A 14496-nucleotide genomic window follows, 5' to 3' on the forward strand; every position below is an offset into this window, starting at 1 on the left:
CACGCCGTTCGCACCCCTAGGATTCCCTCTATCACCTCACCGGTCTCTTTCGACAGGAACCCCATGAGCGACACTTCCTCCCCCTTCGGCTTCGAGCTCGTGCGGCGTGGATACGACCGCGGCCAGGTGGACGACCGCATTACCAAGCTCGTCGCCGACCGTGACAGTGCACTGGCCCGTATCACCTCTCTGGAAAAGCGGATCGAGGAGCTGCACCTCGAAACGCAGAACGCCCAGGCCCAGGTCAACGACGCGGAGCCGTCCTACGCCGGGCTCGGCGCCCGCGTCGAGAAGATCCTTCGGCTGGCCGAGGAAGAGGCCAAGGATCTGCGCGAGGAGGCCCGCCGCGCCGCCGAGCAGCACCGTGAGCTGGCCGAGTCGGCCGCCCAGCAAGTCCGCAACGACGCCGAGGCGTTCGCCGCCGAGCGGAAGTCGAAGGCGGAGGACGAGGGCGCCCGTATCGTCGAGAAGGCGAAGAGCGACGCCTCCACGCTGCGCGCCGAGGCGCAGAAGGACGCGCAGTCCAAGCGCGAGGAGGCGGACTCCCTCTTCGAGGAGACCCGCGCCAAGGCCGCCCAGGCCGCCGCCGACTTCGAGACGAACCTGGCCAAGCGCCGCGAGCAGTCCGAGCGGGACCTGGCGTCGCGTCAGGCCAAGGCGGAGAAGCGGCTCGCGGAGATCGAGCACCGCGCCGAGCAGCTGCGCCTGGAGGCCGAGAAGCTGCGTACGGACGCGGAGCGCCGGGCCCGTCAGACGGTGGAGACCGCGCAGCGCCAGGCCGAGGACATCGTGGCCGACGCGAACGCCAAGGCGGACCGTATCCGCAGCGAGTCGGAGCGGGAGCTGGCGGCGCTCACCAACCGCCGCGACTCCATCAACGCCCAGCTGACCAACGTCCGCGAGATGCTGGCGACGCTGACCGGCGCCGCGGTGGCCGCGGCCGGCACGCCCGGCGACGACGAGGTCTCGCGCGGCGTCCCGGCCCAGCAGACCCGCTGAGGCCCGGCCGCGCGGCCGTCCGGCCCTCGATGGACCGGGGAGCGCCCCCGCTCCGCCCTTGAGGCGGTGGCGGGGGCGCTCTGCTGTGTCCTGCGGGGCGTGCGGGGCCTGTGCGGGGCGTTCTTCGGCCCGTATCCGGCCAGGGGTGGCGGAGGCCCGGATACCCCCTTAGCGTGGCCGCATGATCGAGCTTGAGGGGCTGAGCAAGCGATACGGCGACAAGCTCGCCGTGGACGATCTCACGTTCACCGTACGGCCCGGAATGGTCACCGGCTTCCTGGGGCCCAATGGCGCGGGAAAGTCCACGACGATGCGGATGATGCTGGATCTGGACAACCCGACCAGCGGCGACGTGCGGATCGACGGCAGGCACTACCGGCAGCTGACGGACCCGCTGCGGTCCATCGGGGCGCTGCTCGACGCGAAGGCGATGCACGGCGGCCGGACCGCGTACAACCATCTGCTGTGTCTGGCGCAGAGCAATGGCATCCCCACCGCGCGGGTCGGCGAGGTGCTGGAAATGGTCGGGCTGTCGGAGGTGGCCAGGAAGCGCTCCAAAGGTTTCTCGCTCGGCATGGGGCAGCGGCTGGGGATCGCGGGCGCGCTGTTGGGCGACCCGGAGATCCTGATGTTCGACGAGCCGGTCAACGGGCTCGATCCCGAGGGCATCCACTGGATTCGCAATTTGATGAAGTCGCTGGCCGCACAGGGCCGTACGGTCTTCGTCTCCAGCCACTTGATGAGTGAAATGGCGCTCACCGCGGAGCATTTGGTCGTCATCGGCCAGGGGCGGTTGATGGCGGACACATCGATGGCCGACTTCATTCGCGAGAATTCTCGGTCATACGTACGAATCAGTTCGCCCGAACAAGAGCGGCTGCGCGATGTCCTGGCAGGCGCCGGAATCACCGCGGTGACCGTCGCGGACGGCCGTCTGGAAGTGGACGGCGTGGCCGCCCCGGCCCTCGGCGAGCTGGCGGCCGAACACCGGCTCGTACTCCACGAACTGAGCCCGCAGCAGGCGTCCCTGGAAGAGGCCTTCATGCAGCTGACCGCCGGATCGGTGGAGTACCACGCGCACTCGTCGTCGACCGGGCTCGCGGCCGAGGCGGCGGCGCCGGACGCGGCGGCGGACGGCGCGGGGGCTCCGGCAGGCGGCGCCGGGGTCGCGGCGGGCGGCACGGCGGGCGCGCCGGCGCCGCAGTGGGGCGCGGACTGGCAGCAGCAAAGTCAGCGGAACCGCAAGAACCGGAAGAAGGGCTCCTGACGATGGCCGTGGCGCAACAGGTCCTGCGGTCGGAATGGACCAAGATCAAATCGGTGCGGTCCACGGCCTGGACGCTCGGCCTGGCCGCCGTGGTGACGATCGCGCTCGGCGCGCTGATCAGCGCCGTGTCCAAGAACGGGTTCAAGGACCTGTCGCAGGAGAACCAGCTCACCTTCGACCCGACGCTCACCAGCTTCGCGGGCATGGGGCTCGGCCAGCTCGCGATGATCGTCTTCGGGGTGCTGGTGGTCTCCAACGAGTACAGCACCGGCATGATCCGCACCTCGCTGGCGGCCGTACCGCAGCGCGGCACGTTCTTCTTCGGCAAGGCCGCCATCGCCACGCTGCTCGCCCTCGTCGTCGGCATGGTGACGTCGTTCGTGACGTTCTTCGTCGGCCAGGCGATGCTCGGCGGCCACAGCGCGTCCCTCGGCGATCCGGGGGTGCTGCGGGCGGTGGTCGGCGGCGGGCTCTACATGACGCTCATCACGATGTTCTCGATGGGCATCACGGCGGTGCTGCGCAGCCCCGTGCTGTCGCTGGGCGTCCTGATGCCGTTCTTCTTCCTGGTCACGAACATCCTCGGCAGCGTCTCCGCCACCAAGAAGGTCGGCCAGTACTTTCCGGACCAGGCCGGCGGGAAGATCATGCAGGTGGTTCCGACGAGCGACGACGCGCCGTACGGGCCGTGGGGCGGGTTGGCGATCATGGTGCTGTGGGTGGCGGCGGCGCTGTTCTTCGGCTATTTGTCGCTGAAGCGGCGCGATGCCTAGGCGCTCCGCTGGGGTTTGGTAGGTACGCGCGCCTGCGGGTGCGTCGAGGCTCCGCCGGGCCCAGCCGGGCCCAGCCGGGCCCAGCCAGGGGCCGGCTCCGTACGTCGGGTGCGGCCCGGCGTGCCCGGTGCGGGAGCGTCGTGGCTGGTCGCGCAGTTCCCCGCGCCTCTACAGGGCACGGCCGCACCGCGCGGGGCCTCCCCGCTCCCCCGCGCGACGCGTAGACGCTCCGCCAGGATGCGGCCCGGTGCGCCGGGTGCGCAGTTCCCCGCGCCCCCACAGGGCACAGCCGCCCCGCGCGGGACCTCCCCGCCCCCCCCGCGCGACGCGTAGACGCTCCGCCAGGATGCGGCCCGGCGCGCCCGGTGCGGGAGCGTCGTGGCTGGTCGCGCAGTTCCCCGCGCCCCCACAGGGCACAGCCGCACCGCGCGGGGCCTCCCCGCGTCCCCGCCGCCCCTACAAGGGTTCCCCGAATCCCGAGGGCGAAATGCCGTCACCCCGGCCCCCGCCGAATTCTCATTTAACGGGAACCGTCAACGCGTGGTTATCCTCCTAACGCTTACGGGGGCACGCGCCCCGACCATCTCGTGAGGGGCGGAGAATGATCGAGGCGACCGGCCTGACGAAGCGCTACGGCGCCAAGACGGCCGTGTACAACCTGTCGTTCCAGGTGCGGCCGGGGACCGTCACCGGCTTTCTGGGGCCCAACGGCTCCGGCAAGTCGACGACCATGCGCATGATCCTCGGTCTGGACCAGCCGACCGCCGGGCGCGTCACCGTCGGCGGCCACCCCTTCCGCGAGCTGCCCAACGCCCCGCGCCAGGTCGGCGCCCTGCTCGACGCCAAGGCGGTGCACGGCGGGCGCAGCGCCCGGCAGCACCTGCTCTGCCTCGCCCAGCTCTCCGGCATCCCCGCGCGCCGCGTGGACGAGGTGCTGGGGGTCGTCGGCCTCCAGGACGTCGCCCGGCGCCGCTCCAAGGGGTTCTCGCTCGGCATGGGCCAGCGGCTCGGCATCGCGGCGGCGCTGCTCGGCGACCCGCAGGTGCTGCTGTTCGACGAGCCCGTCAACGGTCTGGACCCCGAGGGCATCCTGTGGGTCCGCAACCTCATGAAGTCGCTGGCCGCCGAGGGCCGCACGGTCTTCGTCTCCAGCCACCTGATGAGTGAGATGGCTCTCACCGCGGAGCACCTGATCGTCATCGGCCGCGGCCAGCTGCTGTCCGACATGAGCGTCAAGGACTTCATCTCGCAGAACTCGGCGGACTTCGCGCGCGTCCGCACCCCCGACACCGAGCCCGAGCTGCGCGAGAAGCTCACCGCCGCGCTCATCGAGGCCGGCGGCCAGGTGCTGCCGGAGCAGGACGGCGGGCTGCGGGTCACCGGGCTGCCGCTGCCGCGGATCAGCGATGTCGCGCACGGCGTGGACGTACGGCTGTGGGAGCTCTCGCCGCACCAGGCGTCGCTGGAGGAGGCGTACATGCGCCTCACGCAGGGCGCCGTCGACTACCGCTCCACGGCCGACCAGCGGATCGGCCTGCACCAGCAGGTGCCCGCCGGGTACACCCCGGTCGGCTACAACCCGGCCGACAGCTGGGGCGCGCAGGGGCCCGCCGCGCCCCAGCAGGGCGGGTACGGACAGCCCGGCGCACAGCCGAATCCGTACGCGGCCCCGCAGCCGATGCCGCAGCAGGCGCCTCAGCAGCCCCCGCAGGCGCCGCCCGCCGCAGCTCCGCAGGCCGCCCCCGCCCCCGCCGACCTGGACAAGCGCGACAACCGCGAGCACCCCGAGCACAAGGACGCCCGATGACGACCCCGAACCAGCAGCAGGCCCCCCAGGGACCCGTGCCGCCGCAGGGGCCCCACGCGAACGCCCCGCAGCAGACCCCGTACGGGCAGCAGCCGACGGCCCACGCGGGTCCGCCGCAGCAGTGGCAGGGCGGCGCGTACGGCCAGGGTCAGTACCAGCATCAGAGGGGCCACGGCCAGCTCTACGGCTACGCCTCGCCGATCCCCGTCCGCCAGGCGAACCTCAGCGACGCCCTCGCCTCCGAGTGGACCAAGATCAAGTCGGTGCGGTCCACGATGTGGACGCTCGGCGTGATGGTCGCCCTCGTCCTCGGCATCGGCCTGCTCGTAGCCGTGGCCGTCAGCTCCCAGGGCGAGACCCCCACCCCGCTGCCGAGCTTCGGCTTCTTCGGCGTACTGCTCGGCTCGATGTGCGTGATCACGCTGGGCGCGCTCACGATGACCTCGGAGTACGGCACCGGAATGATCCGTACGACGCTGACCGCCTGCCCGAGCCGGGGGCGGGTGCTCGCCGCGAAGGGCATGGTCTTCTTCGCGGTGGCGTTCGTGATCACCGCCGTCGCCACGGTGCTCGTCGCGCTGATCCAGTCCGCGCTGCTCAGCAGCAACGCCGCCGACGGCGGGGCGACGGGCGGCGACTGGGTGCGGGCGACGATCGGCGTGAGCCTGTACGTCGCGACGCTGGGCCTGCTGGCGATGGCCGTCGGCACACTGCTGCGGCACTCCGCGGGCGCCGTCACGGTCATGCTGGGCGTGGTGCTGCTGCCGCTGGTGCTGGGCCTGTTCATGGTCTCGGAGAGCCTGCAGAAGGTCCGCGAGTTCCTCTTCCTGTACTCGATCCCCAGCCAGCTCGGCGGCATGTACGGCGCCGGGATGGGGGACGACGGCCCCACCGGCTGGACCCCGCTGTGGATCATGCTGGGGTTGACGGCGGTCGTGATGGCCGGCGCCTACGCCGCCCTGTCCAAGCGCGACGTGTAAGCAGAGGAATGACGCCGGGGTCAGTACCGCGGCGCGTTACGGGACCGCTGGAGCCGCGCGCTCCGGCGGTCCCGCGCGTTCCAGCACGCCTTGTGCCAGTGCCGCCGGTCGTCCACGCCGCCGTGGTCGGGCCAGGCGACGACGTGCGGGACGCCGGGCGGGATCTCCTGGTCGCAGCCGGGGCACCGGTAGTGCTTGGCCGCGGCGCCGCCGCCGACCATGCGCACGATCCACGGCTCGCCCCGCCAGTCCTCCGAGCGCTCCAGACCGTAGCGCTCGCTGGGGACGCCGCCCTCATCTCGCGCGGCGTATTTGTCGGCGCCGCCTCGCGGGCGGTTTCGGCGCGGGGACACAGGACACCTCATGGGGATCTGGAGAGCTACGGGGCGTCACCAGATTACGCGTCAGGGTCACCGCCCCGGGTACATGTAGGGCAGCCGCTCCTCTGGCCTCCCTCTGATCATCATGAAAGTTTATGCGAAGCCGTGCCCTTGGCACGTGTCACACGTTGTTGCCTACAGGGGGATGTCGCGTCGGTCGCTAGGAGGCATAAGAGCGATGCGCGTTGGAGCTTTCGTCCTGGCAGCGCAGTTCCCCGGCCAGGGACAGGGGGAGGCGCTGCACCGCGCCGTACGGACCGCGGAAGTCGCCGAGGAGGCGGGGCTGGACGACGTCTGGCTCGCCGAACACCACTTCGTCCCGTACGGCGTCTGCCCGTCCGCCGTCACCCTCGCCGGGCTGCTGCTCGGCCGCACCCGCCGGATCGGCGTCGGCACCGCCGTCAGCGTGCTGCCGACCGCGCACCCGGTCGCCCTGGGCGAGCAGGCGGCGCTGCTGCACCTCGTCTCCGGCGGGCGGTTCACCCTCGGGGTGGGGCGCGGCGGGCCGTGGGTGGATCTGGAGGTGTTCGGATCGGGGATCGGTGCGTACGAATCCGGGTTCCCGGAATCCCTCGAATTGCTGACGCGCTGGCTGCGGGAGCCGAGAGTGGGGGCGTGCGGGGAGCGGTACGCCTTTCGCGAGGTGGACGTCGTGCCGCGCGCGGACGAACTGCCGGAGCTCGCCGAGCCGCCCGTGATCGTCGCCTGCACCTCGCCGAAGACGGCCCGGCTCGCGGCCGAGCGCGGCCTGCCCATGCTGCTGGGCATGCACTGCGGCGACGAGGAGAAGGCGGAGATGGTGGCCCTGTGGCGGGAGCACGCCCTCGCCTCGGGCCGCCCGCCCGAGGAGGTCGCGGCGGCCGGGCACGTATCGGCCGGTGTCGTACAGATCGAGGACGGCGAGGGCGCCGCGGCGGAGACCCTGATGAAGTCGATGCCCGGCTGGCTGCGCCAGGGGCTGGCCGCCCATGTCACGGCCGACGGGCGCGAGCGCGCGATGCGCGACCCGGCGGCCTACACGGAGTTGCTGTGCGGCCTGCACCCGGTCGGCCCGCCGCGGCTGTGCGCGGACCGCCTGGCGGCCCTGTCCGAGCGGACCGGCATCCGGCGGTTCGCCCTCCTGACGGAGGGCTCGGGCGATCTGGCGGCGACGGAGGAGAACATCCGCCGGCTCGGCGCCGAGGTGCTCCCGCTGCTCGGCTGACCGGGCCGGGATGCTGCCGCCCCTGGACGCACCTCCCGCAGGCGGGGCGGCAGCCGGATCACATCAGCAGTCCCGAAGCTCCGGAGACTGGTTCAGCAGCTGGCCGCGGATCGAGGTGAAACGGGCGAGACGGTCGTCGACCGCCGGGTCGAGCGGGAAGACCGCAACCCGGTGGCAGTTCTGGAACGCCAGGCGGACCCCGAAGTGCCGCTGGAGCGCACCGCGGATCGCGTCACTCGCCAGCGCGCGCAGCAGTTGGCCGCGCGCCTGCTCGTTCGGAGGAGGCGTCTGGTTGTCGGCGAACTCGCCACCGTCCACCTTGAGCTGAGCCACCAGGGAGCTGACCATCTCCCATGCGTAGGGCAGGGAGGTCCGGACGCAGTCGACGAATTCGGCTTCGTCGACCTCGCCTCGCTCGGCCTGTTCGAGGAGGGCCGGTGAGACGTCGAGCGACATGGGTTCTCCTCTCGCGACCCCGCGAGCGGGGTCTAAGGGATGGGCGGACGGTCGACAACGGAGAGTGCCCGTACGGCGACCGCCCCATTCAACGGTAATTCGGCCACTGCCGACGCACCAGGAGAATGCGCACACAACCGGCCATCGGCGTTTGGGCCCATCCGGGGCGAATCGCGTGGACGGCCCGGCGTCGAGTAGCGTGACCGACCATGCGTCTCGTCATCGCCCGTTGCTCCGTGGACTACGCGGGCCGGCTCACCGCCCATCTCCCCTCGGCCCCGCGTCTCATCCTCGTGAAGGCCGACGGCAGCGTCTCCATTCACGCTGACGACAGGGCCTACAAGCCCCTCAACTGGATGTCGCCGCCCTGCACCCTCAAGGAGGGCGACGGCGATGTGTGGACCGTGGTGAACAAGGCGGGCGAGAAGCTCATCATCACCATGGAGGAGATCCTGCACGACTCCTCGCACGAACTCGGCGTCGATCCGGGCCTCATCAAGGACGGCGTGGAAGCACACCTGCAGGAGCTGCTCGCCGATCGGATCGAGACACTTGGCGAGGGCTGGACGCTGATCCGGCGCGAATACCCCACCGCCATCGGCCCGGTGGACATCCTCTGCCGGGACTCGGAGGGCGCGACGGTGGCCGTGGAGCTCAAGCGGCGCGGCGAGATCGACGGCGTCGAGCAGCTCACGCGCTATCTCGAACTCCTCAACCGGGATCCGCACCTCGCGCCGGTCAAGGGCGTCTTCGCGGCCCAGGAGATCAAGCCGCAGGCGCGGGTGCTGGCCACCGACCGCGGCATCGGCTGCGTCGTCCTGGACTACGACGCGCTGCGCGGCATCGAGGACGACAAGCTCCGGCTCTTCTGAACGGTGCTTCGCCCTTCTGGGCCACTTTTGAGTACTAACCGCTCTTTTCAGACCGCGCCGTGAGTGTTACGGGCCGTACGGGGATCTCCCGTACGGCCCGTTCCGTTTCCGCTTCCGTCACGCCGTGTGCGTACGGGCGGCCCTCGGCTAGGCGGTCCGCGACCCGTCCGGACCCGGCTGGGAGGCCGACCCCGAAGCCGACTGGGAAGCCGACTGCGTCACGGTCTGGCTGGACGTCGGGCCGGTGGTCGGAGACTCGGGCGTCGTCGGTCCGGTCGGGTCCGGGCCGCCTGTCGGCGTCGTCGTCGGCTTGTGGGTCGGGGTGTGCGTCGGCGCCGTCGTCGGCTTGTGCGTCGGCGAGTGGGTCGGCTCGGTGGGGCCGCCCGTCGGATCCGACGGGGAGGACGGCGTGCGCGAGGGCTCCCCGCTGCCGGTCGGGTCGCCCGGCGAAGCGCTGTCCGAGGGGGTCGGGGAGCCGGAGGGGCCGTCCGGGCTGGTCGTCGGCCCGGGGTGCCCGGTGGTCCCCTGGCGCCCCGGCGCCCCGCCGGGGTTGTTCCGGCCGTCGCCCGGCTGGTCGGCGGTCAGGCCGTCGTCGCCGTCCTGCTGGGACGCCGACTGGCCCGGCTTGACCTTGTCGGAGGGGTCCTTGTCGTCGCCGGAGGTGGCGCCGAGGGTGACCACGGTGCCCAGTACGGCCGCGAGGAGCGCGCCCGCGCCCGCCGCGACCAGGTTGCGCCGGGCGCCGCCGAAGACCGTCTTACGGGCCGGGGGCGGCGGCGTGGCCGTGCCCATGCCCGCACCCGCGCTCGCACCCGCTCCCCCGTCGGCGGCGAGCCGGGTGATGAGCGTGGTCGTGTTGTCGTCGGGGCCCGCGGCGGCGAGCGGCGCGGCGACGCCGCCCGGCGGCGAGGCCGACTCCTCGGACTGCGCGGCCGGGACCTCCTCCCCCGCGGGCGTGTACCCGTCGGGCGTCGGCGGCGCGCCCGCGGCGGGCCGCCCGGAGCGGTCCGCGACCAGGGCGAGCGCCCTGCGGCCCGCGACCGTGCCGCGCCGGTCGGCGAGCACGCCGCGCAGCCCGATGGACGCCTCCAGCTCGGCGCGGGCCCGGTCCAGGTTGCCGGTGCAGAGCGCGAGGATGCCCAACTCGTGGTGGAAGTACGCCTCTTCGGCGACCTCACCGGCGATCCGGGCGGCCTCCTGCCCGAACCGCAGGCTCCGCTCCCAGGCGCTCCAGTGCAGCGCCGCAGCGAACGCGGGCGCCGCCGTACGGGCCAGCAGCACGGCCGCCGCCGGGTGCCCGGCCTCCCGGCTGGCCACGAGGACGCCCATCGCGGCGAGGATCGCGTCGGACTCGACGGCGGTGCGCTCGGGGGTGACCGAGGGGTGCCCGGCCCACCAGGCGTAGTGCTGGGCCGCGAGCTGCGCGTGGGTGGCCGCGTCGGTGCCGTACCCGGCGGCCTGGAGCTGGGCCAGGACGCCGCCCGCCAGCCGGTAGTGGGCCCCGGCGGGCGTGACCAGCCCGCAGGCGATCAGCTCGCCGAGCGCGGCGTCGGCGTGGGCGTCCCCGACGAGCGCGGGAAGGTGCGCCTGGTGCGGGAGTTCGCCGCCGAGCGCCACGGCGAGGCGCAGGGTGGCGCGGCCGGCCTCGCTGATGCGGGAGGCGATCAGCGCGGCGGGCTCGGCGGCCTCGGCGGCGGTGGGCAGCGGCACGTCGTGCCCCTCGCCCCCGTCGAAGGCCGCGTCCACGGGCCGTTCCGTGAAGACGCTGTACTCGTCGCGCTCTTCGGCGGACCCGAGGGCGGGGCCGGCGCGCAGTTCGTCGCGCTGCCGCAGCAGCGCCCCGGCCTGTACGTACCGCAGCGGCAGCCCCTCGGACTCGAACCACAGCTCCGCCGCCCAGCCCGCCTCGTCCGCGGCCGGGGGCCGCCGCACGGCCCGCGCCAGCAGCTCCAGCCAGGCGTCGCGGCCGAGCCCGCCGAGGAAGACCTCTTCGAGGTGCGAGTCGGCGGAGGGCGCGGCGACGTCGGGGGTGGCCGCGATCAGGAAGGCGCACTCGGGGGTCGCGTCGAGGAGGTCGTCGAGCGCGGCGCCGCCGAACTCCAGGTCGTCGAGGACGACGACGGCGCCGATGTCGGCCACCAGCGCGGCCAGTTGGTCGCGGTCGGGGCGGTGCAGCGGGGCGCGGTGGACGGCGGCGAAGAGGTCGTACAGGAGGTCGGTGGAGGTGCGCCGGTAGCCGGAGAGGCGCACGACGCCGTCGGGCGCGAGGTCCGCGCAGTCCTCGGCGACGGCGTCGAGGAGGCTGGTGCGGCCCGCGCCGGGCGGGCCCGTGAGCCGTACGGACCGGCCGCGGGCCAGCAGCCGTACGAGCCGCTCGCGCTCCTCGTCGCGTCCCAGGAAGGGCAGTTCGGACCCGGCGCTCCGGTCGAGGGGCGGCGGCGCGGCCGCCCGGCGGAGTTCGGCGCGCTCCTCGGGCAGGTGCTTCTCCGGGCGGCCGGGGCGCTCGGCCGGCTGGCAGACCTCGATCTCGCTGCCGTCCACGGGGTTGATCGTGAGCAGGTAGTCGCCGGTGACGAGCTGTACGGTACGGGCGAGCGCCGGGGCGTCGCCGCCGGAGCCGGGCGTGCTCCGCTCGTGGTCCGACGCCTGCGAGGCGGTGCCGTCCGCCGGTGTGCGGCCGTCGCGGCGCCCGTCGCCGTCGCGGCCCTCGTGGTCTTCCGGTCCCCGGTCCATCGGGTCCATGGTCAAGCCCCCCAGATGCGTGGCGTGCCGTATTGCCCTCCCGGCCTGTCCGCACGCTCGCCGTCGCTTCTGGTCCGGTGCCCGCCGTAGGCTTTCGGAAAGCGGCGGGGACATCGAACCCTAAACCTTCCCACAGTATCCCCGCACCTGAGGGGTGTCGCGCCGCGCGGGACGTCACAGTCCGGCGGCGGATCGGCCGGCCGCGGCGCCGCGCGGCGGGCCGCGGCGGCCCGCGGCCGGCGTCAGACGCGCGGCAGCGACTCCGCCTCGATGCCGCCCTCGATGGCGAGGATGCGGTGCAGCCGCGTGGCGACCAGGAGGCGCTGCATCTGCGGCGGCACGCCGCGCAGCACGAGCCGCCGGCCCGTGCGCCCCGCGCGGCGGTGCGCGCCCATGATGACGCCGAGCCCTGTGGCGTCCCAGGAGTCCAGCTCGGTGAGGTCCAGGAACAGATCGCCGCGGCCCGAGTCGACGGCGGCGTGCAGGGCCGTACGGGCGTCCGCCGCGCTGCGGACGTCGAGGCGGCCCCCGACGACCAGCTCGGCGTGGTCGCCCCTGATATGCATATGCGCTCCCCGGATCCGGTACGTGATGTTGCCTCCGTGTCTACAGAACTGACTGCCTCTCATGCCGTGAAGTTGCCGTCTGTAAGCGAACCGATACCGAATTCACTCCTCGGAGTGATCCCGATGTGGATGGTCCGCGCAACCGCCTCCTCGGTGCCGATACCAGCGCCGGCATCGGTGCCGGCGTCAGCGCTGCTGTCGGCGCTGCTGTCGACGCTGATGTCAATGCCGATATCAGCGCCGGCGTCAGTGCTCGTAGAAGCCCTGGCCGCTCTTGCGGCCGATGTCCCCCGCGTCGACCATGCGGCGCATGATCTCCGGCGGGGCGAACTTCTCGTCCTGGGACTCCGTGTAGATGTTGTCCGCGGCGTGCAGCAGGATGTCGACGCCCGTGAGGTCGGCCGTGGCCAGCGGGCCCATCGCGTGCCCGAAGCCGAGCTTGCAGGCGACGTCGATGTCCTCCGCGGTGGCCACCCCGGACTCGTACAGCTTGGCCGCCTCGACGACCAGGGCCGAGATGAGGCGGGTGGTCACGAACCCGGCCACGTCCCGGTTGACGACGATGCAGGTCTTGCCGACGCCTTCGGCGAACTCCCGCGCGGCGGCGAGGGTTTCGTCACTGGTCTTGTACCCCCGGACGAGCTCGCACAACTGCATCATGGGCACGGGCGAGAAGAAATGCGCGCCGACGACCCGCTCGGGACGCGTCGTGGCGGCCGCGATCTTGGTGATCGGGATGGCGGAGGTGTTGGAGGCGAGCACGGTCCGCTCCCCGACCAGCCCGTCGAGCGTGCGGAAGATCTCCCGCTTGGTGTCGATGTTCTCGAAGACGGCTTCGACGACGATGTCGGCGTCGGCGGCCCCGTCGAGGTCGGTGGTGGTGGTGATACGGCCGAGCGCGGCCTCGGCGGCGCCGGCGTCCAGCTTGCCCTTGGCGACGAACCGGTCGTACGACGTCTTGATCGCGTCCGTCCCGCGGGTCAGCGCCGCGTCGGTCACATCGCGCAGCACGACGTCCCAGCCCGCCTGGGCGGAGACCTGGGCGATGCCGGAACCCATCAGGCCGGCTCCGATGACGGCGAGCTTCTTCGCCACGACACACACCTCTCCTCGACGCTGTTTGCCGGACCTTAACGCCCGTTCACCCCTCGTGGCAGCAGTAAGAGGTACGCGTCACTGTGTGTTCTTCGCCGCATATCGGCCGCGTAGTTGACGCCCCGTCCGCCGGGCCGGGCACGGCGGACCCCGCCCTGACGCCCGGCTCACAAAGTCCCGTCGCGTAGCTAGGCTCGTACTCATGGTCAATCTGACGCGCATCTACACCCGCACCGGCGACGACGGCACCACCGCCCTCGGCGACATGAGCCGCACCGTGAAGACCGACACCCGCATCGCGGCGTACGCCGACGCGAACGAGGCGAACGCCGCGATCGGGGTGGCCGTCGCGCTCGGGCAGCTGTCCGAGGAGGTCGTGAAGGTGCTCGTACGGGTCCAGAACGACCTCTTCGACGTGGGCGCCGACCTGTCGACCCCGGTCGTCGAGGAGCCCGAGTTCCCGCCGCTGCGCGTCGAGCAGTCCTACGTCGACAAGCTGGAGGCCGACTGCGACCGCTTCCTGGCGGAGCTGGAGAAGCTGCGCAGCTTCATCCTGCCGGGCGGCACGGCGGGCGCGGCCCTGCTGCACCAGGCGTGCACGGTGGTCCGCCGCGCGGAGCGCTCCACGTGGGCGGCGCTGGAGGTGCACGGCGACATCATGAACCCGCTGACCGCCACGTATCTCAACCGCCTCTCGGACCTCCTGTTCATCCTGGCCCGGACGGCCAACAAGGAGGTCGGAGACGTTCTGTGGGTCCCCGGCGGCGACCGCTGACAGCCGCCGGAGCATACGTGCGAACCGAAGGGGCCCCGACTCCGGGGCCCGTCACGCGCCACCTCATACGCAGGAGAGACCGATGACGATCCGCCGGGTGAACCACATCGTCCTGTCCGTCGCCGACATAGCCGTCTCGACCCGTTTCTACCGCGACATCCTGGGGCTGGAGGTGGTGGACAGCATCCCCGGGGACGGCCCCGACCCGTTCATGGTCTTCCTGCGCACCCCGGAGGCGTCGGACAACCACCACGACCTCGGGCTGATCCGCGCCGAGGCGCCGGACGCCGTACGCCCCGACGCCGCGCCGCCGGGCCTGCTGCACGTCGCGTTCGAGGTCGGCACCCTGGACGAGCTGGCCGAGGTCAAGGAGCGGCTGGAGGCCGAGGGCCGCGTCAAGGAGACCTACGACCAGGGCATGCACCTGTCGGTCTACTGCACCGACCCGGACGGCATCGAGATCGAGGTGATGTGGCCGACGCCCCGCGACTCCTGGTCCTACGAGGAGCCGATCGTCCGCAAGCCGCTCGACATCGACGGGGCGCGGCGGCGCTGGGGCTCCGCGCCCGCCGCCCGCTGA

The 14496-nt window shown here is 72.4% G+C and carries 14 protein-coding genes; 9 read left to right on the forward strand and 5 right to left on the reverse strand.

Annotated features, from left to right (window positions below):
• Positions 1-63: 63 nt before the first annotated feature.
• The 5 genes from AB0I49_RS24885 to AB0I49_RS24905 all read left to right on the forward strand — a co-directional run bounded on the left by AB0I49_RS24885 (position 64) and on the right by AB0I49_RS24905 (position 5826).
• Complete coding sequence (locus AB0I49_RS24885) at positions 64-999, forward strand: cellulose-binding protein (protein WP_363229277.1); 936 nt, start codon at positions 64-66, stop codon at positions 997-999.
• Between the two features lie 181 nt (positions 1000-1180).
• Complete coding sequence (locus AB0I49_RS24890) at positions 1181-2266, forward strand: ATP-binding cassette domain-containing protein (protein WP_363229278.1); 1086 nt, start codon at positions 1181-1183, stop codon at positions 2264-2266.
• A gap of 2 nt (positions 2267-2268) precedes the next feature.
• Positions 2269-3039 (forward strand): ABC transporter permease, encoded by a 771-nt coding sequence (locus tag AB0I49_RS24895; protein ID WP_363229279.1) that lies wholly within the window; start codon positions 2269-2271, stop codon positions 3037-3039.
• A gap of 601 nt (positions 3040-3640) precedes the next feature.
• Entirely contained in the window at positions 3641-4846 is a 1206-nt protein-coding gene (locus AB0I49_RS24900) for an ABC transporter ATP-binding protein (protein ID WP_363229281.1), read from the forward strand.
• Complete coding sequence (locus AB0I49_RS24905; protein ID WP_363229282.1) at positions 4843-5826, forward strand: ABC transporter permease subunit; 984 nt, start codon at positions 4843-4845, stop codon at positions 5824-5826. The genes AB0I49_RS24900 and AB0I49_RS24905 overlap by 4 nt, the downstream gene beginning before the upstream one ends.
• A gap of 20 nt (positions 5827-5846) precedes the next feature.
• Here AB0I49_RS24905 and AB0I49_RS24910 read toward each other — a convergent pair whose 3' ends face one another.
• Positions 5847-6179: an ATP/GTP-binding protein gene (locus AB0I49_RS24910; protein ID WP_363229283.1), complete on the reverse strand. Its 333-nt coding sequence runs from the start codon at positions 6177-6179 to the stop codon at positions 5847-5849.
• Positions 6180-6384: 205 nt separating this feature from the next.
• Between AB0I49_RS24910 and AB0I49_RS24915 the strand changes: the two genes are divergently transcribed.
• A complete protein-coding gene (locus AB0I49_RS24915) occupies positions 6385-7410 on the forward strand; it encodes an LLM class flavin-dependent oxidoreductase (RefSeq protein ID WP_363229284.1) in 1026 nt (341 codons plus the stop codon).
• 63 nt (positions 7411-7473) lie between these two features.
• Here the strand turns inward: AB0I49_RS24915 and AB0I49_RS24920 are convergent, their stop codons facing one another.
• Complete coding sequence (locus AB0I49_RS24920; protein WP_363132677.1) at positions 7474-7866, reverse strand: SCO5389 family protein; 393 nt, start codon at positions 7864-7866, stop codon at positions 7474-7476.
• Between the two features lie 209 nt (positions 7867-8075).
• Between AB0I49_RS24920 and nucS the strand changes: the two genes are divergently transcribed.
• Complete coding sequence (gene nucS / locus AB0I49_RS24925; protein WP_363229285.1) at positions 8076-8738, forward strand: endonuclease NucS; 663 nt, start codon at positions 8076-8078, stop codon at positions 8736-8738.
• A gap of 147 nt (positions 8739-8885) precedes the next feature.
• Here the strand turns inward: nucS and AB0I49_RS24930 are convergent, their stop codons facing one another.
• From AB0I49_RS24930 to AB0I49_RS24940, 3 genes are all read right to left on the reverse strand, one after another.
• Positions 8886-11471 (reverse strand): ATP-binding protein, encoded by a 2586-nt coding sequence (locus AB0I49_RS24930; RefSeq protein ID WP_363229286.1) that lies wholly within the window; start codon positions 11469-11471, stop codon positions 8886-8888.
• A 251-nt stretch (positions 11472-11722) separates the two neighbouring features.
• A complete protein-coding gene (locus AB0I49_RS24935) occupies positions 11723-12046 on the reverse strand; it encodes an STAS domain-containing protein (protein WP_363229287.1) in 324 nt (107 codons plus the stop codon).
• Between the two features lie 246 nt (positions 12047-12292).
• On the reverse strand, positions 12293-13141 hold the full coding sequence (locus AB0I49_RS24940) for a 3-hydroxyacyl-CoA dehydrogenase family protein (RefSeq protein ID WP_363229288.1): 849 nt from the start codon (positions 13139-13141) through the stop codon (positions 12293-12295).
• Between the two features lie 202 nt (positions 13142-13343).
• Here AB0I49_RS24940 and AB0I49_RS24945 point away from each other — a divergent pair, with 202 nt between their 5' ends.
• Both AB0I49_RS24945 and AB0I49_RS24950 read left to right on the forward strand, forming a co-directional pair.
• Positions 13344-13916 carry a cob(I)yrinic acid a,c-diamide adenosyltransferase gene (locus AB0I49_RS24945; protein WP_363229289.1) on the forward strand — a complete coding sequence of 191 codons (573 nt, stop codon included), beginning with the start codon at positions 13344-13346 and terminating at the stop codon, positions 13914-13916.
• Between the two features lie 82 nt (positions 13917-13998).
• Positions 13999-14496 (forward strand): VOC family protein, encoded by a 498-nt coding sequence (locus AB0I49_RS24950; protein ID WP_363229290.1) that lies wholly within the window; start codon positions 13999-14001, stop codon positions 14494-14496.

The sequence above is a fragment of the Streptomyces sp. NPDC050617 genome, assembly GCF_040654795.1.
In the GTDB taxonomy this organism is placed as follows: domain Bacteria; phylum Actinomycetota; class Actinomycetes; order Streptomycetales; family Streptomycetaceae; genus Streptomyces.

What these genes read in the sequence shown, in the direction of transcription:
- AB0I49_RS24905 (WP_363229282.1), top strand. Translation starts at nt 4,843, where the DNA reads ATGACGACCCCGAACCAGCAGCAGGCCCCCCAGGGACCCGTGCCGCCG.
- AB0I49_RS24930 (WP_363229286.1), bottom strand. Translation starts at nt 11,471, where the DNA reads ATGGACCGGGGACCGGAAGACCACGAGGGCCGCGACGGCGACGGGCGC.
- AB0I49_RS24890 (WP_363229278.1), top strand. Translation starts at nt 1,181, where the DNA reads ATGATCGAGCTTGAGGGGCTGAGCAAGCGATACGGCGACAAGCTCGCC.
- AB0I49_RS24935 (WP_363229287.1), bottom strand. Translation starts at nt 12,046, where the DNA reads ATGCATATCAGGGGCGACCACGCCGAGCTGGTCGTCGGGGGCCGCCTC.
- AB0I49_RS24920 (WP_363132677.1), bottom strand. Translation starts at nt 7,866, where the DNA reads ATGTCGCTCGACGTCTCACCGGCCCTCCTCGAACAGGCCGAGCGAGGC.
- AB0I49_RS24895 (WP_363229279.1), top strand. Translation starts at nt 2,269, where the DNA reads ATGGCCGTGGCGCAACAGGTCCTGCGGTCGGAATGGACCAAGATCAAA.
- AB0I49_RS24900 (WP_363229281.1), top strand. Translation starts at nt 3,641, where the DNA reads ATGATCGAGGCGACCGGCCTGACGAAGCGCTACGGCGCCAAGACGGCC.
- nucS (WP_363229285.1), top strand. Translation starts at nt 8,076, where the DNA reads ATGCGTCTCGTCATCGCCCGTTGCTCCGTGGACTACGCGGGCCGGCTC.
- AB0I49_RS24950 (WP_363229290.1), top strand. Translation starts at nt 13,999, where the DNA reads ATGACGATCCGCCGGGTGAACCACATCGTCCTGTCCGTCGCCGACATA.
- AB0I49_RS24885 (WP_363229277.1), top strand. Translation starts at nt 64, where the DNA reads ATGAGCGACACTTCCTCCCCCTTCGGCTTCGAGCTCGTGCGGCGTGGA.
- AB0I49_RS24915 (WP_363229284.1), top strand. Translation starts at nt 6,385, where the DNA reads ATGCGCGTTGGAGCTTTCGTCCTGGCAGCGCAGTTCCCCGGCCAGGGA.
- AB0I49_RS24945 (WP_363229289.1), top strand. Translation starts at nt 13,344, where the DNA reads ATGGTCAATCTGACGCGCATCTACACCCGCACCGGCGACGACGGCACC.